This window comes from Cylindrospermopsis curvispora GIHE-G1, assembly GCF_014489415.1.
Lineage (GTDB): Bacteria > Cyanobacteriota > Cyanobacteriia > Cyanobacteriales > Nostocaceae > Raphidiopsis > Raphidiopsis curvispora_A.
Map to the genome: position 1 here is coordinate 2449046 of NZ_CP060822.1, position 19634 is coordinate 2468679.

At 38.9% G+C, this 19634-nt stretch carries 21 protein-coding genes and 1 tRNA gene; 10 read left to right on the forward strand and 12 right to left on the reverse strand.

Annotated features, from left to right (window positions below; genetic code table 11):
* Positions 1 to 35 precede the first annotated feature (35 nt).
* The 3 genes from IAR63_RS10875 to IAR63_RS10885 form a co-directional block, all read right to left on the reverse strand.
* Positions 36 to 2879, reverse strand: a complete 2844-nt coding sequence (locus IAR63_RS10875; RefSeq protein ID WP_187705281.1) for a M16 family metallopeptidase — start codon at positions 2877 to 2879, stop codon at positions 36 to 38.
* 165 nt (positions 2880 to 3044) lie between these two features.
* Positions 3045 to 3470 (reverse strand): VOC family protein, encoded by a 426-nt coding sequence (locus IAR63_RS10880; RefSeq protein WP_187705282.1) that lies wholly within the window; start codon positions 3468 to 3470, stop codon positions 3045 to 3047.
* 89 nt (positions 3471 to 3559) lie between these two features.
* Complete coding sequence (locus IAR63_RS10885) at positions 3560 to 4072, reverse strand: TIGR02652 family protein (protein WP_006276118.1); 513 nt, start codon at positions 4070 to 4072, stop codon at positions 3560 to 3562.
* Positions 4073 to 4273: 201 nt separating this feature from the next.
* On the opposite strand from IAR63_RS10885, the gene IAR63_RS10890 reads away from it, so the two are divergent.
* The 3 genes from IAR63_RS10890 to IAR63_RS10900 all read left to right on the forward strand — a co-directional run bounded on the left by IAR63_RS10890 (position 4274) and on the right by IAR63_RS10900 (position 6483).
* Positions 4274 to 4819, forward strand: a complete 546-nt coding sequence (locus IAR63_RS10890) for a gamma carbonic anhydrase family protein (RefSeq protein ID WP_187705283.1) — start codon at positions 4274 to 4276, stop codon at positions 4817 to 4819.
* Positions 4820 to 4961: 142 nt separating this feature from the next.
* Entirely contained in the window at positions 4962 to 5087 is a 126-nt protein-coding gene (locus IAR63_RS10895; RefSeq protein WP_006276116.1) for a photosystem II protein Y, read from the forward strand.
* Positions 5088 to 5157: 70 nt separating this feature from the next.
* Complete coding sequence (locus IAR63_RS10900) at positions 5158 to 6483, forward strand: bifunctional folylpolyglutamate synthase/dihydrofolate synthase (protein ID WP_187707442.1); 1326 nt, start codon at positions 5158 to 5160, stop codon at positions 6481 to 6483.
* A gap of 84 nt (positions 6484 to 6567) precedes the next feature.
* Here the strand turns inward: IAR63_RS10900 and IAR63_RS10905 are convergent, their stop codons facing one another.
* Positions 6568 to 7842, reverse strand: coding sequence for an ABC transporter substrate-binding protein (locus IAR63_RS10905; RefSeq protein ID WP_187705284.1), 1275 nt, complete (start codon positions 7840 to 7842; stop codon positions 6568 to 6570).
* 37 nt (positions 7843 to 7879) lie between these two features.
* On the opposite strand from IAR63_RS10905, the gene pilM reads away from it, so the two are divergent.
* The 3 genes from pilM to IAR63_RS10920 are packed head-to-tail and all read left to right on the forward strand — an operon-like array spanning position 7880 to position 10497.
* Positions 7880 to 8962: a type IV pilus assembly protein PilM gene (gene pilM, locus IAR63_RS10910; RefSeq protein WP_187705285.1), complete on the forward strand. Its 1083-nt coding sequence runs from the start codon at positions 7880 to 7882 to the stop codon at positions 8960 to 8962.
* Between the two features lie 18 nt (positions 8963 to 8980).
* Complete coding sequence (locus IAR63_RS10915) at positions 8981 to 9751, forward strand: PilN domain-containing protein (RefSeq protein WP_187705286.1); 771 nt, start codon at positions 8981 to 8983, stop codon at positions 9749 to 9751.
* Positions 9748 to 10497, forward strand: coding sequence for a pilus assembly protein PilO (locus tag IAR63_RS10920; protein ID WP_187705287.1), 750 nt, complete (start codon positions 9748 to 9750; stop codon positions 10495 to 10497). The genes IAR63_RS10915 and IAR63_RS10920 overlap by 4 nt, the downstream gene beginning before the upstream one ends.
* Positions 10498 to 10527: 30 nt before the next feature.
* Here the strand turns inward: IAR63_RS10920 and IAR63_RS10925 are convergent, their stop codons facing one another.
* Positions 10528 to 11241: a rubrerythrin family protein gene (locus IAR63_RS10925; RefSeq protein WP_187705288.1), complete on the reverse strand. Its 714-nt coding sequence runs from the start codon at positions 11239 to 11241 to the stop codon at positions 10528 to 10530.
* 500 nt (positions 11242 to 11741) lie between these two features.
* Here IAR63_RS10925 and IAR63_RS10930 point away from each other — a divergent pair, with 500 nt between their 5' ends.
* Complete coding sequence (locus IAR63_RS10930) at positions 11742 to 12206, forward strand: GNAT family N-acetyltransferase (RefSeq protein WP_187705289.1); 465 nt, start codon at positions 11742 to 11744, stop codon at positions 12204 to 12206.
* On the opposite strand, the gene IAR63_RS10935 is transcribed toward IAR63_RS10930, so the two are convergent.
* From IAR63_RS10935 to IAR63_RS10950, 4 genes are all read right to left on the reverse strand, one after another.
* The gene (locus tag IAR63_RS10935) at positions 12163 to 13122 is read right to left on the reverse strand and encodes a sensor histidine kinase (RefSeq protein WP_235678245.1); all 960 of its coding nucleotides are present in this window, start codon (positions 13120 to 13122) and stop codon (positions 12163 to 12165) included. The two genes, IAR63_RS10930 and IAR63_RS10935, sit on opposite strands and share 44 nt — an antisense overlap.
* A 67-nt stretch (positions 13123 to 13189) precedes the next feature.
* A complete protein-coding gene (locus IAR63_RS10940) occupies positions 13190 to 13762 on the reverse strand; it encodes an L-threonylcarbamoyladenylate synthase (protein WP_187705291.1) in 573 nt (190 codons plus the stop codon).
* A 26-nt stretch (positions 13763 to 13788) separates the two neighbouring features.
* Complete coding sequence (mazG, locus tag IAR63_RS10945; protein ID WP_187705292.1) at positions 13789 to 14628, reverse strand: nucleoside triphosphate pyrophosphohydrolase; 840 nt, start codon at positions 14626 to 14628, stop codon at positions 13789 to 13791.
* 8 nt (positions 14629 to 14636) lie between these two features.
* Complete coding sequence (locus IAR63_RS10950) at positions 14637 to 15230, reverse strand: metal-binding protein (protein ID WP_006276105.1); 594 nt, start codon at positions 15228 to 15230, stop codon at positions 14637 to 14639.
* A gap of 163 nt (positions 15231 to 15393) precedes the next feature.
* Here IAR63_RS10950 and IAR63_RS10955 point away from each other — a divergent pair.
* Positions 15394 to 15466: transfer RNA gene (locus tag IAR63_RS10955), tRNA-Val, on the forward strand.
* Positions 15467 to 15533: 67 nt separating this feature from the next.
* Here IAR63_RS10955 and cofG read toward each other — a convergent pair.
* Positions 15534 to 16469 (reverse strand): 7,8-didemethyl-8-hydroxy-5-deazariboflavin synthase subunit CofG, encoded by a 936-nt coding sequence (gene cofG / locus IAR63_RS10960; RefSeq protein WP_187705293.1) that lies wholly within the window; start codon positions 16467 to 16469, stop codon positions 15534 to 15536.
* Positions 16470 to 16711: 242 nt separating this feature from the next.
* Between cofG and recR the strand changes: the two genes are divergently transcribed.
* Entirely contained in the window at positions 16712 to 17278 is a 567-nt protein-coding gene (gene recR, locus IAR63_RS10965) for a recombination mediator RecR (protein ID WP_235678397.1), read from the forward strand.
* A gap of 22 nt (positions 17279 to 17300) precedes the next feature.
* Here recR and IAR63_RS10970 read toward each other — a convergent pair whose 3' ends face one another.
* Positions 17301 to 17849 carry a gamma-glutamylcyclotransferase family protein gene (locus tag IAR63_RS10970; protein WP_187705294.1) on the reverse strand — a complete coding sequence of 183 codons (549 nt, stop codon included), beginning with the start codon at positions 17847 to 17849 and terminating at the stop codon, positions 17301 to 17303.
* A gap of 61 nt (positions 17850 to 17910) precedes the next feature.
* Between IAR63_RS10970 and IAR63_RS10975 the strand changes: the two genes are divergently transcribed.
* Positions 17911 to 18672: a lipoate--protein ligase family protein gene (locus IAR63_RS10975; protein WP_235678246.1), complete on the forward strand. Its 762-nt coding sequence runs from the start codon at positions 17911 to 17913 to the stop codon at positions 18670 to 18672.
* 299 nt (positions 18673 to 18971) lie between these two features.
* Here IAR63_RS10975 and patD read toward each other — a convergent pair whose 3' ends face one another.
* On the reverse strand, positions 18972 to 19325 hold the full coding sequence (patD, locus tag IAR63_RS10980) for a heterocyst frequency control protein PatD (protein WP_187705296.1): 354 nt from the start codon (positions 19323 to 19325) through the stop codon (positions 18972 to 18974).
* Positions 19326 to 19634: the final 309 nt, after the last annotated feature.

Sequence of the window (19634 nt, forward strand, 5' to 3'; positions counted from 1 at the left end):
TAACTTGTCAGTATAGCACGATTAATTATTAAAACCTATTGCGACAAGCTTTTAATATCTCCTGTTGTAACTACTGTAAGTTGATCAGGATTGAGAATCTGACGTGCTAACTGATTGACCTGATCCCTGGTAACTTTTTGGATCTTTGATGGGAAAGTTTGTAGTCCCACCTGCTCAAATCCAAAAAATTCGTTCATTAAAATTCTGGTAGTTAATTCCTGGAGTTTAGCTAAGGAAAGATTATAACTACTAATCAAGGAGTGTTTTGCAGCTGCTATTTCCCCATTGGTGACTCCTGTTTGATATATGTCTTGCAGAATTTCACGAGTTTTCAATATGGCCTGCTGAGTATGTTGGGAACTAGTTTGCATTTCTATAATAAAAGTCCCTGAGTTCTTTCCCCCTTGGAAATTACTGTAAATACCATATGTCAAGCCTAATTCATCTCTTATTCGTGAACTTAACCTACCGGATACGGTATCCCCTGTTAAAATTTGATTTAATACTAAAGCTGAGTAAAATCTCGGATCTTGACGTTTTACACCCAGATTTCCCATATAGGTGACGGGTTGCGACTTCCCTGGTAATGGGTAATTAATCTGTAAACCTCGTTTTTTTCTTGCTACTTGTGGATATTGTACTGCTGGTGCTTTCCCACCAACTCGCCAATTGGCAAACTCCATTTCTAGTAGTGATTTAACTCTTGCAAGTTCAAAATCACCTACTATTGCTAAAATCATATTATCTGGACGATAATGGATTTGTCTAAAATTCAACGTATCTTCCCTGCTAATTTTTTGTATACTTTCTAAGGTGGGAAAGATGTGTAATGGATGATTTGACGGATAGAGTGCTTGGATAAATTTGCGATTTGCTACTTCATCAGCATCTTGTAAGTCTGACTTTAGCTCATTTATGGCCTTTTGACGACTGATTTCTAACTCTTTGGCAGGAAAATTACTATTTTTAACTACGTCAGCAATAGTATGTAACAATATGGCTAGGTCTTCCCTCAGACTTTTTCCTAGTAATTGGACTCCTTCCCTAAATGCAGTAAAGTCTAAACTCGCTCCTCTGCTGTCTAAGGTTTCTGCAATCACAGACATACTTTGCGTTGTGGTTCCATTCATCAAGCTATCTGCTACCAAGGATGCTAAACCAGCTTTTTGTGCTTGGTCAAATTCTTTGCCACCCTGAATATATCCACTTACTGTAATTGTAGGAGTGCTCCTGTCTGCTAATAATAGTACCTTTAAACCATTATTTAGCTTTAACTTTTGGGGAATTATAGCTCTCACTATGGGAATCTCACTGTTATTGCTAGATGGTAAATACTTGGTTACCTCAGCATCACTCACTTGCTCTCTACTGTTTAAGTGTTCTAATGGTACCTGTTCTAAGAATTCCTCAGTTTTCACACCCGGAGTTTGATAAGAACTATTTGAGGTGTTTTGATCAGGTACAAAAAAACCAATTACTGCACTTTTAGTTAAGTATTTTTTTGTAACATTAATAACCTGATTCGCATTTACTTGACTAACTCCTTCTAAATATTTTTCTGTATATTCGTAATCATTAGCAATTAGCTGGTCATTAGCCAATTGCATGGCTTGACTAGTTACATCTTGTCTGTTGAAAATTACTGATGCTATGATTTGTTTTTTAGCTCGTTCCATATCTTTGTTTTTAATACCTGTTTGAACAAGTTCGGTGATTGCGCTTTCAATAGTAGAGTATACGGTTTGTAAATCTTGATCCGGTCCAGGAATCACCGATAAATCATACCAACCACCTTGTCGCAAGCTCACAACACGAGCAGAAAGGTCTGTAACCAAACCAGAGGAGACCAAAGTTTGATAAAGATGGGAATTTTTTCCCCCAGTCAGAATATAGTCCATTACTCCCAAAGCGGGAATATCTGGATGATGCAAATTGGGAAGTGGATAAATTATTTGCAAAAGTTTTTTCCCCCCGGGTTCCCGCAGAATTATCGGTGAACTGGAAGGTTGGAAAACAGGAGAAGGGGGAAATGAGGGTAATTGTTGACTCGGAGGAATTTTACCAAATATTTCTTTAACAGCTTGCAAGGTTTTGCTGGTGGTAAAGTCTCCCACAATTACTAAAACAGCATGGTTGGGATGATAGTGTTTTTCATAATGTTCCCTGATTTGCTCAACAGTCAAATTTTGTACATCGCTTTTAGTACCACCCGTGGGTAACCCATAACCATGATCGGGAAATATAGACCGCATTACAGCCCTTTTGAGACGGTATTTGGGACTGTTTTCATAACCTTCTAATTCGGAAATCACTACTTGCTTTTCGCTGGCTAAATCTTGACTATCAATTAGCAGATTTGCCATTCTATCCGCTTCTAGCTCCAGTAATGCTTGTAGTTGATTTTTGTATACAGTATGATAGTATGCTGTTTGTTCATAACTGGTAAAGGCATTTGAGTTACTACCTAACCTGTTAGATATTTTAGAAAATTGTATGGGACGTTTTTTAGTACCTTTAAACATTATATGCTCTAGTTGATGAGCAATCCCATTCATTCCCAAACCATCCTGGGATGAACCCAAATTATACCAAACTTGTACCGTCACAACTGGAGCTCTGTGTACTTCTCTGGTTAATACTGTTAAACCGTTGGATAGAACTATTTTCTGGACTTTGCCAACCATTCTACGATTATTTATGTTGACATCTGAGAGTGCTTGTGGGGGTATTTTTTGTAATCTTGCTTGGTAGGTTTCCAATTTCGGTTCCATAAACGCCAGGGGAATATGTCCCAAACGCAATCCTAGGGTGAGGGAGAATGATAATATAAATAAGAGTAAGAATAAACGAGACCGGTAAAAGGCAAAAATTGCAAGCATACACTTTAAAATATATCACTAAATATACTATTCGTATTATATTTTTTAACCTTTGCTTTATACTCTTAAACTATGATCTAACCGTGTCCAGGTGCAAATCGTCTACCCAACTCTCATTTAACCGTTTCCAGAGCTACAAATTACATGGTTGAGAATCTCCCACAACTATCTACTTGGCAAAAAACGGATAAACTCTAATGGTAAATTATCCATGTCAGCAATAAAAGTTACTTCTAAAATGCGATCACCTATTTGTTGTTGAGTAGGTTCTAAAAGAACTTTCAGAGGTGATAGTTCCAAAACCAAAGACATTTTATGTTGCAATTCTAACAACCAAGTAGATAAATCTGACACCTGGGAAGTGAGATCAAAAGAAAGATGATAATAACCCACATAATTCTCATCTGTAAAAGCATCCGGTGCGGGTTTGGGTTGAGGAATTTGAATCAATTCGATGCGACTGTCTAATCCCTCCAACCAACAAGCTAAAGTATAACCTGTCGTGAAGCGAGTGGCAACTGCAAAACCTAGTTCTTGATAAAATGCGATCGCTCGATGAATATTACCCGTTCTAATAGAAACATGATGCATAGTTTGGCATGGTCTAGGGATTTGGGGACGGAATAATAGCTCAGCTCACCTAATCAGGTTAGGTGAGAGATATTGAGAGCTACAACAAGCTACTCAAACAGTCGGAAATAGGGGTAACGCACGGGAGCGCCTGGTTCCTTATCCAAATCAAAGTTAATCACATCCCAGCATGGCTCATCAAGCGGATCTGGTCCAAACTCCACTGGTAAACCATACAATCGAGCATTACCTGTTTCCGGTTGTTCTGACCGCCAAGAACTACTCCGCTCCAAGTAACCACTCATTAGCTCTTGATAACGCCGGGCAATAATCACTCTTGTAGCACGATAACCCTGAGTGTAGAGCTTATCTAGTGCTTCATGAATTTCAAAGCGTATGCCATCAGGATGAGTATGTTGTCTATACCATTCATTACCCCATCTGCGCCAGTGACGACCCGACTGGAGATGTACTAACTCCTCAGTTTTGGGATTAGCTTCAAAAGCACCGTGCCGTATGCACAAGTAAGTATCAGTCAAAGTCAGCGCCGGAATGGTCTGGCGACAGTGTGGACACTGTATTTCAGGTCCAAATATTGGGTACTGTAAGCCTGGATTCATCATGAAGTGTGTACAAGCATAGTTTTATATTTAGCAGCACCAATAGGTTGGATTTAACACCTTGGGTCAAAAGATAAGGATAAGCAATCCCCAGCAGTTATTACTGATTGTACAGGACAAATGACTGTGATATGCTAGTTATGCAACCAATTTCTAAGGTTGAAGTTTTTCCAGTATTCCTGGTTACCATATCAAAATTCTATCGTGTCTACTGTTTCCTATTGGACATCTCCGGATTTTTCTCAAGCTGCTTTTATAGCCACCAATGCCATTGTGATTGGATCGGTTAAAATTGCGGCAAGTTCGAGCATTTGGTATAGTGCGGTCGTTAGGGGAGATGTGGAACGGATTGAAATTGGGGAATACACAAACGTACAAGACGGCGCTATCCTACATGGAGATCCTGGTCTACCCACTATTTTAGAAGACCATGTTACTATAGGGCATCGCGCTGTGATACATTCCGCCCACATTGAACGAGGTAGTTTAATTGGCATTGGTGCAATAGTTTTAAATGGGGTTCGTATTGGTCATAGTAGCATCCTGGGAGCAGGTGCGGTAGTAACCAAAGACATACCTCCCTATTCTCTTGTGGTTGGAGTGCCCGGTAAAATAGTCCGTCCAGTAACAGAAACTGAAGCTGCGGAACTTTTTGAACATGCCAAAAAATATCATCAGTTAGCCCTAGTCCATGCAGGAAAGGGGAAGGACATGGGTTTTATCCCACATTCCGCTCCCTTGGAAAAATGACCAACTTGAGGTAAAAATTAAGAAGGGCTGGATACTTTATCCCCTCCCTTCAGGAACATTACTGTTCCGCTGTCACCCCATCCCTTTAGGGCTGGAAAACTTACAAAAACTTTAATTCCCATATAACAGAGGTTTTCTCGATATGAACATTGATACCCGCATAGTAATTGTCCTAGCACCCTTAGTTATTGCCGCAAGCTGGGCTGCTTTTAATATAGGTGCTGCAGCTCTCAGACAAGTACAAGCCTTTTTAAATAAAGAAGCCTAAGTTATTCAAGCGGTTGAACGCACCGCCCATTGATTATAGATGGGGTGCGTTCAATTACCTAACTGTCAACCTGCCATCTACTCCTTACTTAGTTCCCTATTATGCCGTGGATTCTTTACTTCAACCTTTCAAGCACTTTGGTGTTAACTTAGGACTTACCCGTATTGTCAAGTTGCTAGAGACCTTAAATAATCCCCATACACAGGTTCCCATAATTCATGTTGCGGGAACTAATGGTAAAGGTTCAGTTTGCGCCTACCTATCCTCCATTTTAACAGAGTCAGGTTATAAAACGGGCAGATATACTTCGCCTCATTTAGTAGACTGGAATGAGCGTATATGTATCAATGAAAAACCCATTGCAAGTGAAGAACTGACTAAATTAATCGAAAAAGTAAAAGCTGTGATTAATTTAAATGAAGAGCAGCCTACACAATTCGAGATAATTACAGCAGCATCCTGGCTATACTTTGCCCAGGAGAAAGTAGATATAGCAGTAGTAGAAGTTGGACTGGGGGGGAGATTAGACGCCACTAATGTTTGTGATAAACCACTAGTAACAGTAATCACCTCAATTGGTAGAGATCACTGGCAGCAGCTAGGTTCAAACATCAGTGATATTGCCAGAGAGAAGGCGGGGATCATCAAAGCTGGATGTCCGGTAGTGATGGGGAAATTGCCAGAGGATGCCAAGAGAGCAGTGATATGCAGGAGTGTAGAACTAGAAAGTCCAATTGTTGTCGTATCACCTGCAAGAGAAATTAGTCCTGGATGGGCAGAATATCAAACCGTAGAACCAGGGGGGCATATTAAAGCAATTAAATATCCATTACCATTGAAAGGGCAAATTCAACTCACTAATTCCGCTCTAGCATTAGCGAGTTTAGGAATGTTGCAAAGACAAGGATGGGAGATTTCCGGTCAAGCCATAATTAGGGGTATGGAGAAGACTAAATGGCCAGGAAGAATGCAATGGTTTAATTGGAAAAATCGCCAACTGTTAATTGATGGTGCGCATAATCCAGAATCGGCACAGGTTTTGAGGAATTATGTAGACAGTATAGGAGACAAAAACAAAAATATAACTTGGGTAATGGGGATGCTAACTACAAAAGACCATAAGGATATTTTCAGAGAGCTGTTAAAGACAAAAGATAGATTATACCTAGTACCAGTACCGGGGAGTGATTATGCAAACCTGGATTATTTAAAGGCTCTGGCTTTAGAAACTTGTCCGGACTTAGATTTTTGTGCAATATATGAGGATGTGTTTTTGGCATTAAATGCTGCCTTTGGCTTTTTAAAAACTAAAGATAATACAAATGGCCCGGTTGTTTTATGTGGTTCTTTGTACTTGATTGGTCACTTCTTTTCCCAGGTTAATCCTGCAAAATAGGCAAGAGATGCCAGAACGTCCCCTCAAGGTTTGAGGTAGTCTGGCAGTTATGTTTCTTTGGCTTTGGCGAATTGTGACTAATCCCTACCTACTATCCCATTGTTTAGCAGCATCAGCAACAGCTTTATCTACTGTTTTTTGTCCCAACATTGCTGCTTGAAGATTTTCGTAAATTGCCCTTTGGAGCAATTTAAAATCTTTCATTTTAGGAGTTAAAACCTGGGCCTTTTGCATTTCTTGCGCGCTGATAATACGTGCTTTTTCCACAGTAGAAGCATTAGCAGGAACTTCGCGAAAATAACTGTTAGATAATGCTCGAACAGTTGATGGTAAGACATTGGCTGCTTTTGCAAAAGCTAATTGATTGTCATCATTGGTGACAAACAAGGCAAATTTGAGTGCTGCATCCGGATTTTTACTGCTGCGAGGAATAACAACATTCATCACAGCTACATTTTTCTTACCCGTATTACCCGTAATTTGGGGAGCTATGGTAGAAGACTTAGCGATTTGTGGAGCATTGTTGGCAATAGTTTTTAAAAACTCAGCCCCCGATGCCAAAAATGCAGTTTCTCCCGACTGATATAGATCAATAGCATGACGATGACCCTGAGTTAAAGATTCCTTAGGTAATAGTCCCTGCTGATATAGATCAACCCAGTATTGAAAACCAGCCCTACCCTCGGGTGTATTAAAAGCCGCCCTTTCTTGCTTATCCACTAAATTAACACCCATTTGCACAAGAGATTCTAAAACCTCACCTGAGTCTTGAGGAACAAACGTGGTGAAAAAGGCATACTTACCCGTTTTATCATGAATTTGTTGTGCTGCTTGAGCTAGTTCCTGATAGGTTGCTGGTGGTTTAGAGATACTTGCTTGTTTGAGTAAATCAGTGTTATAAATAGTTATCCGGGTGGTCAAATACCAGGGAATGCCAAAACTCTTACCATTAAGAGTGCTGGCTTGCCATATATTTGGCAAGTAGGATGAACGAACCTCAGCTGATACCTTGGCATCCAAATCTAACCAGGCATTTCGTCCCGCTAATTGGGCAGCAAAATCTGGGTTTAAATTAACCACATCTGGTGAGGTTTTTGCGGATACAGCCGTTAAAATCTTACTCTCCATGGCAGCCCAAGGCACATCTACCCATTTAACCTTGATACCAGGGTTTTGGGATTCAAAGGTGGAAATTAAACCTTGGAAATAACTGGTGAATTCTGGTTGCAGTTGCATAGTCCAAAACTCAATAGTCGTTCCCACATTCCCTGTGGTGCAACTAACTACCCAGCTGGCTAGTAATCCTACTAGACCTAAAACAGTGAGCCGTGAAAATTTTGATGATCGGATTTTTGGCATAAATTTGTTAAAATTTCTACAAAAGTAGTGTAGATCAATGGTGAAAGACTTAGGTTTTAGTGACTTGTTTAGTTACTGGGGTAATTTCCTCGGTAAGTCTACTAGGGGTGTGGGTGTGGAACTGACAGGAGACAGGATAAATATAGCGCAATTGCACAGGGTGCGTCAGGGCTTAAGAATAGAGTCATTGATCACATTTCCGGTTCCAGAAGGGATAATGGTCAATGGTGAAATTTGTGATTGTCCCAGGATGGGAGAAATTATCTCACAAGCAATAGTAGAAAGTAAAATCAAAACCACTCAGATTAGAACTTGTATACCTGAAAAACATGCTATTGTGCGTATAATTCCTGCACCATTAGAGTTGGAAGGACAAGAGTTATATGATTCATTTATCAACCAGGAAGCTGCATTATATTTACCCTATCCACGAGATGAAGCGGATATAGACTGTCAAAAATTGGGTTATTTCATAGATCAAGATGGAATAGAAAAAGCACGGGTTCTCCTAGTTGCTACCCGTAGGGAAATTACAGACAGTTATATTCATACTTTTGCTCTAGCTGGACTGAAAATAAAGGTTTTAGAGATTAAAAGTTTTGCCATTATTAGAACTATCCAAAAGCAGTTATTAATATTGAGACCTGAAGAAGCGGTAGTGTTAGTCAACATTGAATTTGACCATACAGAAGTTGCCATGATTATCAATGGTGTGCCACAATTTTCCCGTACTATTGCCATTGGTAAGTTTCAGCTAGAAACTGCTATATTTAGTCCTATATCTAGGGAGATAAGTTTACCTGCACGGGAGGTGATGTTAATAACTACTCCTTATAGAGCAGAACCAGAATTAGACATGCTAGAGCAATTCGCTGCTGAGATAGGTCGTACTATTGATTTTTATATTAATCAAATTGAGTCTATGGAGGTATCCCAAATTTTTCTAACTGGTGCTGGAGGAGGGATGGAACAGCTAGATGAGTTTTTGACTCATAGATTGGGTTTTACAACCAATAGAATTAATCCTTGTCAAGGACTATTATTAGATATGGATAAATTCCCCTCATCACAGGATCCTAGTTTAGCAGCAGTTTTAGGTTTAGGGATGCGTCAAATATAGAATATATACTATTTTCCTATGTACAATTTAGAAATTAATTTTCTCCAGCATCGCTCAAGTAGCAAATTAAAGGTAGAGTATGGGAGTGAGATCAACTCAATAAATCACCCAATCAATCGGACGAATTTTACCCCGATATTTGTGGGATTGGGATTGGGTTTATGTTTTCCAGCTTTAGCATGGAGTAGTTTGTGGTGGTTACAAGACCAAAATAGGAGTTTAGAAGTGGAAATTGCCCAACTAAACAACCACAGTCAAAATCTGGATCAGCAATTAAATCAGATGCAAAAAATCCGGGAACAAACCACTACAATTGAACAACAAACTGAGAACTTAGTGACAGTATTCGAGCAAATGAGATCCTGGTCAGCTATTTTACAGGAACTGGGCAATAGGATTCCTGACAAAGTTCAAATTGAAAGTCTTGAGCATAAACAAATTACTACCCTATCTACCAAAACAGAGCAATTAGAAATTACGGGTTATGCTCTAAATTTTAGAGCTGTAAACCAATTCCTCTTAAATATAGGAAAATCTAAACTATTTAATGCCAAAAATAGTCGAATCACTATGGCAGAATTAGTTGATGCACCTCCGGTAACTGGTGCTATAGTAATCCAACAGTCACCCATGGAATTTAAACCACCCCAAGTTGTTAAATATAATATGACAATTAGTTTAAGTGATGTGCCAGTATCCAATCTAGTTAGGGAATTAGAAAAAAAAGGTGCCATGGGATTAGTGGAAAAAATTCGCCATTTAGAAAAAATAGGAGCTATTAGTAAATGATATTCAATGAGGATTTAAATTTTGCTGAAAAAACCAATTCTAATAATTCTTTATCTTCCTACCCAGTCGCATTTGGTATTACCTTCACACCTATGTTAACTGGGATAATAATTGGTATCTTAGGATTACTGGGGTTTGGTTATATCATACTGAATATGCTCATACCAGAGTTTGAAAAATATAATCAACTGAAAACAAAAATTATCCAAATCGAACAAGAGCATGATCAAAAAAATCAGCAAGCTCAACGAATTAATCTAACTCGGAAACGATTGGCCCTATCTCAGCAGCAAAAAAGTCAAGTCCTATCCTTAATGGGGGATGAGAAAAACCTCAATAATCTACTTCTTAGTATCAACCAAATTATAGAATTTACTAATAGTCATTCCTTGGGTAATCCATATATAAAAGCCAAATTGAAAAAATTTACTCCCCTGGGTGAGAAACCACAACTTGTTACTGATAACAGTCTGGGAGAATCACTAAAAAACCAACTAAAACGACAGATTATCCATGTAGAAATCGAAGGCAATTTCTACCAAATTCAAACCATTATGGCAAGTCTAGAAAAATTGCCACTTCTTTTATTAATTGACAAATATAAATGTCAACTCCTAGCTCCCACCATAGATCCTAAACGAATAGTCAGCACGGGTAAAATATTAACCTCCTTTGAATTAGTCATACCCATTTCCCTCACAGATAAAGAAGCATCAGAAATAGCTGCTAAAACTCCCCTGCAATAACAATTTTAGGTTATTGATCAAGTTTTAGGTTCAAGCACCAACTTTTTCTTCCAGGATCTTAAAACTCTTTTTCGTAGCACCGCAAATGGGACAAGTCCAATCATCGGGAATTTCCGCAAAAGGAGTGCCAGGTGCAATCCCCGAATCAGGATCACCACTAACTGGATCGTAAATCATACTGCATTGTCTACAAATCCATTTTTGAGTTTGGGGATCGGGTTTAGCAATTCTAGTTATAGGTTCTCCTCCATTTAATACTTCTAAAGCTTCTGAATAGCGATCTGCATGATAATTTTCAATGAACTTTAGCAACCCAAAACGGTGACCAGCATCGCGAAAGATTTTGGCGTGTTCACTGGAATCCTCTGCTTGTTTTGTAAATTCTTGTACTGCTAAATTGTCTCTATCTCTCACAGCATCAGCAGCAAAATTGGGATACATAGTGGTATATTCGTATGTCTCTCCTTCAATTGCTAAGGATAAACAATTAGACATAATAGCTCTTTTTTGGTCATCTGTTAAACTAGCTGGATCTTTTACGACTAGCTCTGGATGTAATAACTCAAAATGGGCGAAAGCATGTTCGGTTTCTTGCTCTGCTGTTTCTTTAAATAGTTTCGCCAAGTCATTAAAACCTAATTGACGTGCTACTTTAGCAAAAAATAGATATTTACGATTTGCCATGGATTCACCGCTGAAAGCAGTTTCCAGATTTTGCAGAGTTGTGAAATTTGACAAGTTCATAATTTTTGGACCTGAAGGTGGTTGATTGAATGATTTTATAAGGTCTATTATGGTTACATCATACATCTTTTTCGTCAAAAAAACAGATTTTTTTTTAAACAGTTCTCTTTATTTAAACAAACATAAAAAATAGAGTGGGAGGAGACATTACCAAGCGTCATTCACTCCCACTCTATTTAGTGCTGCTGTAGCGATTCGGGAATAGACTCATGACCCTGGTCGTTAATTAGGGGGGTAATAAAATTAAACGACTAGGGTATGGAATGAGCATTCCTATTGCAGCAATCGGTTATTTTCTTTTGTTGTGAGACAAACCCAGCAGAGTAGCTTTTGTTTCTCTAATTTAATTTAACTTGCTTCTGAATTGTCGGGTTGCCAAGTTGGCATTTTCTAGAACTCTTTTTTAGGAGCGAATTACCTGAAAATCTTTTCTGTCTTGATAATGCGCCAAAAAATATGCCATAACAGAAATGACAATACTAGCAAGTGGGTGTCTATACATGAAAAATCCTCAAATCCATTTTAGCGATCGCCTGACGGAAATTGATATATATCAACTTCAAGATTTATTTAATCATACTGCTTTTTGGGCTAAGGGGCGTAGTATAGAGGATTTGAGTACAGCTGTTGCTAATAGTAAACCGGTAATTTCTGTTTGGGAGAGAGAAAAATTAATTGGTTTTGCTAGAGCGAATTCTGATGGTATATATCGCGCTACCATTTGGGATGTGGTAATTCACCTAGATTATCAAGGAAGAGGTTTGGGAATGAGGTTAGTGAGGAGGATTTTATCCCATCCTCTAATGCAGGTAGAGCGTGTTTATTTAATGACAACTCATCAACAAAAGTTTTATGAGAAAATTGGGTTTCAACATAATAATAGCACTACCATGGTACTACATAATAATTCTAAATTAGGTTCTATTGAGCAAGAAGTGCAACTTCAGGAATTGAAGTACTTGTGATTTGGGGTAGGGTAATTTGCAATCTGGTGAAATTTGTCGTCTCATTACTAATGGGAGGAGAATCGGGTTCAACAATTTCTAGTTTCCCTCCCATCATTTCCAGTAATCTTTGATTGATTAATAATTTCATTCCTGGTGAGATATTTCTGATTTCTGAATCATGGTTATCAGTTATGTGTAAACAGGTGTCTAACCTTTCATAAGAAATTACTGTATTGCTAGGAAGATCCAGATAAATATCAAGATGACTATTTATATCAGTAGTAATATTGCCATGGGGGGATTTGATAAGAAGACAAATATATCCCGATTCCATCCTGCTAATTGTGTTATCTATCAAGCTTACAAGGATTTGCCGTAACCAGCGTTTATCTGCTAACACATAAATTTCCGATGCGGGTAAACAGATTTGCAAAGGGAAATTACGATTAGCAGCTAACATATAAGTCAGTTCTTCAACCTCTCCAAAAACCTCCCTTATGCCCACGGATTCAATTACCAACTGATTAGTTCCATGTTCTATTCTCGCAATATTTAGGATTTCATCAATTATTTTTAAAAACTGTAGCGACCTTTCGTATGCTTGATTAATAAATTCTCTCGCTTCCTGGGGATTTTCACATAAGTCATGTAAAATTAATTGGTGAAGTCCAATTAATCCATTAATAGGCGATCGCAATTCATGGCTAATCCTGGACAAAAACCCTGCATGAAATTGGCTCATTTCCCTGGCCATTTCATAAGCCAATTCTGTTTGGTGTAGCTGCTGTAAAATTTGTGTTTGTGATCTTTCCCAAGTATTTTTATCCGGATTAGTTTGATATCCAGATGAATTTGCCGGGTTGGATAATAATTTACCAATGACAATTCCTAGCAACATTCCGATGGCTAAATATAAAAAGTTAGTAAAATTCATGGGTTTTTCATAATCAAAATAAAGATATAGCACCCAACCCTCACCTTTAGCTATTAGCGCAATAACCTTAACCAACTATAATACTACCTTGACGAAGAATTTGCCAATGATTTTCTGTCCATTTGGCTACGGTAGATGGAACTCCTAAACCTTTATATTCTATCAATTCTTCAGTCAGAACATCTGGAAATTCTACAGCTATTTCAGCTTGTGTTTCCAACGGGGGTTTTCCTGATAAATTAACACTCGTGGTTGCCATAGGTCCAGTTTGTGCCAAAATTGCTCGAGCTATAGGATGATTGGGAACCCTAATACCAATAGTAGTGGGATCTTGAGGATTCATTACCCTAGGAACTTTATCGCTAGCTGGTAAAACCAGAGTCAATGCACCAGGCCAATATCTATTCACCACCTCTTGCCAAATTTCATATTCTTGATCACTACCTTTTACATATTCCCACAAACTTTCCGGTTCAGCTCCCATTAAAATTAAGGGTTTGTCTAAACTGCGCTGTTTAGCAATATATATTAATTCTGCTTTTGTGGGTATGGTAGCCATCCCAGGAACTGTATCTGTGGGGAAACTAATTATTTTCCCCTCCTTAGCACCACGAATTAGACGATCTAGAGAAATGTTCATACAGTCTTTATTTAAACCACTCCTTATCAACCATCTATTAATTTAGCTTTAGCTTGTTGCCAAAGCGCCTCTAATTCCGCCAATTTATAATCACTAATTGGACGATCCATAACCTGTTCCATAGTTCTTAAACGTTGAACAAATCGTAAACTTGTTCCTGCCAAACCTCTAGCAGGATCAAGATTATACCATCTAGCTAGTTGAATAATTGCAAATAATAAATCTCCCAATTCTGACTCTTGTCTTTCTGGTGTTTCCCCAGCTAAAGCTTGGTCAAACTCAGCTAATTCTTCGTGAAATTTATCCCAAACTTCCTTAATATCACTCCATTCAAAACCAACCTCAGCAGCTTTTTGAGAAATTTTCATAGCAGCATTTAATGGTGGAAGACTACGACGATAGCGATTTAACTTATCACTGAGTTTTTGGGTTGCCATAGTTTGCCCTTTTTCTGCTGCTTTGATTTCATCCCAATTTTGGCGCACTTGCTCTACATTTTCCACTTTCACATCACTAAACACATGGGGATGACGACGAATTAGTTTTTGGGCAATACCCTCAGCTACCTCTTTTACAGAAAAATCCCCCTTTTCGCTGGCTATCTGAGCTTGTAATATTACCTGTAATAGTAAATCTCCCAACTCCTCACATATAGCACTTTGTTCTCCTGTACTAATCGCGTCTACTACTTCGTATGCTTCTTCAATTATGTAGGGAGTTAAGCTGGTTTGGGTTTGTGCCAAATCCCATGGACATCCACCTTCAGGCGATCGCAATTTAGCAACTACATCTAGTAACTCTTGTAAAGCCACTAAATGGGAGTTATCAGCTATGTTATTTTTGATAAATTTATTCTGTGCTGTCATAATTAGTATTACTGGTTTTTATTAGCTTTAGGTTTAGAACGACGACTGTGAATCTTACGTTTTCTAATTTTGCTACTGGGTAGTAAAGCGTGAACACCTTGTTTTTGAAAACGTTTGTAGGTGGAATTTATCCAATCACTGAGGTAGTGACTCATAGCACCAAGTTCACAACCTACAAACCAGGCAAAAAACTCCCGGCCGTATGTATATATATTTTGTCTCACCTTTGCCCAAATATCACCCCAGTTCACAGATATGTTAGAAAAACTGGCGAGTATTAATAAAATTAACCCAGTAGTGGCAGCTATAAATACCATTAAATAAACCACCCGAAGAGTAGTACCAATAATTGGGCCATGGGACAAAAAAGAGCGATGACGCAAACTTTGTTGATAGGGTAACCAAATCCAACGGAACCAACCCCATCGCTGGAACTGACGAGAATAAATATCCAAGTCAGGGCCAAACATCAAACCACCAAACATAAACCCGCCCAGCACCACTAAGGTCATATTACCGCTACCAGTAGCAACTAAAGTTACACTAGCAACTACGGGAATAGACCAGATAGTAATGCGGTCATGTGTTTGTCCAGAAGGCATTGGAGAAAACTAACACCTCAAAATTCAAAACTTAACAACTAATACCTGCCCAGTATAGCGAATAACCTGCCATTAAGAAAGTCCCAAAATCAAAAAAAATTTTCTCTAAACCCCTTGCCAAATTTTGAAAGCTTGTGTTATGTTAATAGGGTGAAAAAAACAAGGGCGGTTAGCTCAGTTGGTAGAGCGCCTGCCTTACAAGCAGGATGTCATCAGTTCGAGTCTGGTACTGCCCATTTAAAAGAACATCTGGCGAGTACAACAATGCCCGGTCAAAAACTGGGCATTTTGTCGTCCTAATGATTAGGAAAAAGCCATTGCACCCAGAACAGAATGAGTTCTTTGATAAACGGGTAAGCGTGGTAGTAGAGTCCATCCAGCAGACAGCAAAACTTCCCTAAGTCTATTTACTTCCCGATGAGGATAATCAGGATTAACTTCATCCCTGGGACCAATTCCTCCCAAATCCCTAGCTCCCGCATCCAAACAAGCCAATAACCAGTTTTCCTCAGGGACTAAATTGGGGGGAATTTGAATAGTGATATCCGATGGTAAAATCTCCCGCGCTTGCGCTATGACCTGGGGTAGCTGATAAGGATCAAAAGCAACTTCATCAAAGGTTTGTTGAGATCCCGGACTATGGGGTTGTAAAATAACTTCTTGTATGTTTTGATACTTTAAATGTAAATCAGCAATAGCCATGAGGGTTTGTCGTCTATCATCTTCATTTTCACCTATTCCTAATAGTAAACCAGTAGTAAAGGGAATTTGTAACTCCCCGGCCCATTGTAAATGTTGTAAACGTAACTCTGGAATTTTACTAGGTGCATGGCGGTGAACAGTATGTAATAGTTTGGGGTTTAACTGCTCTAACATTAAACCCATAGAAGCATTGACATTTTTAAGCCTTTGCATTTCTGAAAAACTGAGAATTCCAGCATTGGTATGGGGTAGAAACCCCATGGAAAGAGCAAGGAGACATAGGTCATAAATCAGGTCCAACCATTCCTGACGTCTAGATGATAAAGGGTGAACTTCACCGCTGAGAATTAGGATTTCACAGATACCTTGACCTTTTAGGGAGAGTAAAATTTTCTCTGCTTGCTCTAAGGTCATCCAAGGATGGGAACCTATATCAGAGCGAAAGTTACAATAGGTGCACTTATTAAAACACTCATAGGTGGGAACAAGAGTGTATGCAGGGCTATAAGTGACTATCTGGTTGGGGAGTGGTAACATTATGAAAAATCACCAGAAAATGTTTACAAAGGTATAAAGTCCGTAATACTTAATATATATGGGTTTTTAGGTCTAGATATAAAAATATAAAGAAATTTTAGTAGAGTATCTTTATAAAAGGATCTCTTCTTTTTCCTAGATGCTAAGGTAGACATAAAGTATTTGACTAACAAGCGCAACTTACAGTACATATTTTATACAGGAGAAAGTCTACGGTTTATACACGCCCCTTAGCCCGATTAATTGAACAATTACAACGTCTTCCCGGAGTTGGGCCCAAGTCTGCCCAACGCCTGGCTTTATATATCCTAAAGCGTCCGGATTCAGAAATTGAGGCTCTTGCACAAATATTAATTGATGCCAAAAAACAGGTAGGTTTATGTCAAGTTTGTTATCATCTTACAGCAGAACCTGTATGTGAAATTTGCCGCAATCCCCATCGAGATGGTCAAACCATTTGTGTGGTTGCTGATTCCCGCGATGTGATTGCTCTGGAAAAAACCCGCGAGTATAGGGGTAAGTATCACGTCTTGGGCGGGGTGATTTCTCCTATAGATGGTATTGGACCTGAACAGTTGACTTTACAAGCTCTCGTCCGTCGCGTCAGTCAACAAAAACCCCAAGAGGTGATTATGGCCATTAGTCCTAGCGTAGAGGGGGAAACTACAACTCTGTATATAGCTGGGTTACTTAAACCATTTACCAGGGTAACCCGCATCGCTTTCGGTTTACCTATGGGTGGTGATTTAGAGTACGCTGATGAAATTACATTGGCTAAAGCACTAGAAGGTCGTCGGGAATTAGACTAACCATTACTTAAAATTGTTTGATTTAGAACCCTACCAGTCTAGTCTGGTGTGATTTCTGTTGTAACCCGTGCATTTTGTCAAATAAATGCCAGCAATATTCTTCTGGTAACCCACAGGTAATTGCACCTCTTAATACTACATTAAAATACCAATCATTTGGTGGTATTTCCTCCAGTAATTTATTTACCACGACGTACGTGCGAACATTTTTGTATATTTGACCTTCGTGCTGAATGTTGACCATCTCACGACGATAGAATTCCTGGCATACTCCCTCCCGCTTATCCAAATTTTCACTGAACCTCCAAGGTAGTTCATATAGCACACCTCTAACTAGGGAGGTAGTATCTTGTACCACATCTAAAACCCCGCATTTACGTAAAGAGGAGTAGCCATAAAACCTCAGTCTATATTCTTTTAGTATGCCATGTCCAATTACGTAAGGATGGACATTCTCACCAAGCGATCGCTTTAAGTCTACCGGGCACATGCAAGAACCATAGGCAAAATAGTAGAATGTTGGTTCTTTTGGTATCTTGTGGGTTGGTGCTTTTTGTTGTGATTCTTGCAATTGTTTTTTCCTTGCTCAGAATTCTAGCATGTACCATATTATAGTAATTTTGCAACTTTTTGTGGTCAAACAAATTTGGCGGTTAATTCCCTGTTTTCCAGCATCTGGTAAAATACAAATGGCAGTTGATAGGTGGTTACTGCAACACCATCAGCACCAATCTTTAAAAACATACTCTGGAATTCTCAGGTTTTATACCTGGTCTCCCCCAGCTATTTCCCTTGGCCATCATCAAAAAACATACCCAGACTTTTGGCATCACTTAATTTGGCAAGGTGAGAGGATAGATTTGGTTTCTCGTCCCAGTGGTGGTAGGGCGGTTCTACATCAAGGTGATTTAACCTACACCGTTATCACATCGGGAATAACCGGGAACCGATTGCAATCTTACACCAAGATTTGTGACTTTCTGATTCAAGGATGGGGGTCACTTGGGGTGCAATTAAGCTATGGTCAAGCAGGAAGGGGTTATATCCACAATCCTAACTGCTTTGGAACTGCAACGGGTGCAGATTTAATTCTGCCAAATGGTGCTAAACTGATTGGTAGCGCCCAACTGCGAACTGATAAGGCCATTCTCCAACATGGCTCCATGGTCTTGGAGCCAGATCAAGACCTGTTTGAGACCATATTTGGTGAAGGTTCCTTTGTTCCCATTAGCCTTCCTAAGAGTCTCACTCGGGAAGTTATTATTCCCAATTTAATTGCTGCTGCTTGTGATGTCTTTAATATGGTGCTGGAAGAGGAACCACTTTCCCCAGAAGAATGGCAAGAAATTATGGCATCTGAATCAACTTGGAACTCACCCATGGACGTGTTCTGACTAAAGCTACGCAATCAAAAAGCGCCTAGGAGTGTTGCCGTGTTTCCACCCTAAGCGCTTTTTGAACTTTGCTCCTCACACACAACTAGAATATATCACTAGTTTTGGGAAAATGGCAAGAGGTTTAATGGAAATTTTATATTAGTAAATTAAATCATTCATCCTTTGTTAATATTGCAGTCATATAGGTTAGGATTGTCGATATAGCCTAGAAATAAGTCTAGTTACTCCCATTCAGAAACCATGGCATTTAGATAAATTTATCTTATCATTCCCACTATATGGTGGTGAGTCAGTGGTTAATCCTTAACAGAAATGCTTATTTCTAATATGGCCTGACAATATCTAATTAAAGTTTCAGCTCTTTGTTGAATACTTTCTAATCGTGATTTTATAGTTAGCGTCTGTTTTGCACTTTGTAAAAACATCATATCAACTTCCAACAAACGTATCTGCTTACTTATCTCTGTTTGATAAGACTGCTGACGAGATTCCAAATCAGTAAAGACGGTAATTTCTCGTGCAAAAAACCCGCTGATCTCACCCAGAAGGGATTTCCAGGTGGGATCATAGATATGAGCTTTGTTAACATCTGATAACAATACCTCAACCAAGGTTTTCAATTCTTGATATTTTTGATATTTAAAGGACATTAGGACTTCTATTTCTTCAATCTGGACTACAATTATATCTTCTATACCTTTTTGAAATATAGTTGCAGCCTAATTGTAGCTACCGGGACTGGAGGTCAGCCAGAGCGCCAAACCAGTTCTGTCACTCATTAGCCTTATCTATAGGGTTTTGGCTAAAGCTATAAATAGGCAACTCCCCCCATAATAACCCATTCCAGCTAGAATCAGATTACTAAGTTCTGCATTGATTTGCAGCAAAAACTACCCAGTTTCAAGACTATATCCACAGTTTTGAAACCAAATACCAAAAGCATTAACCCACTAAAAAAC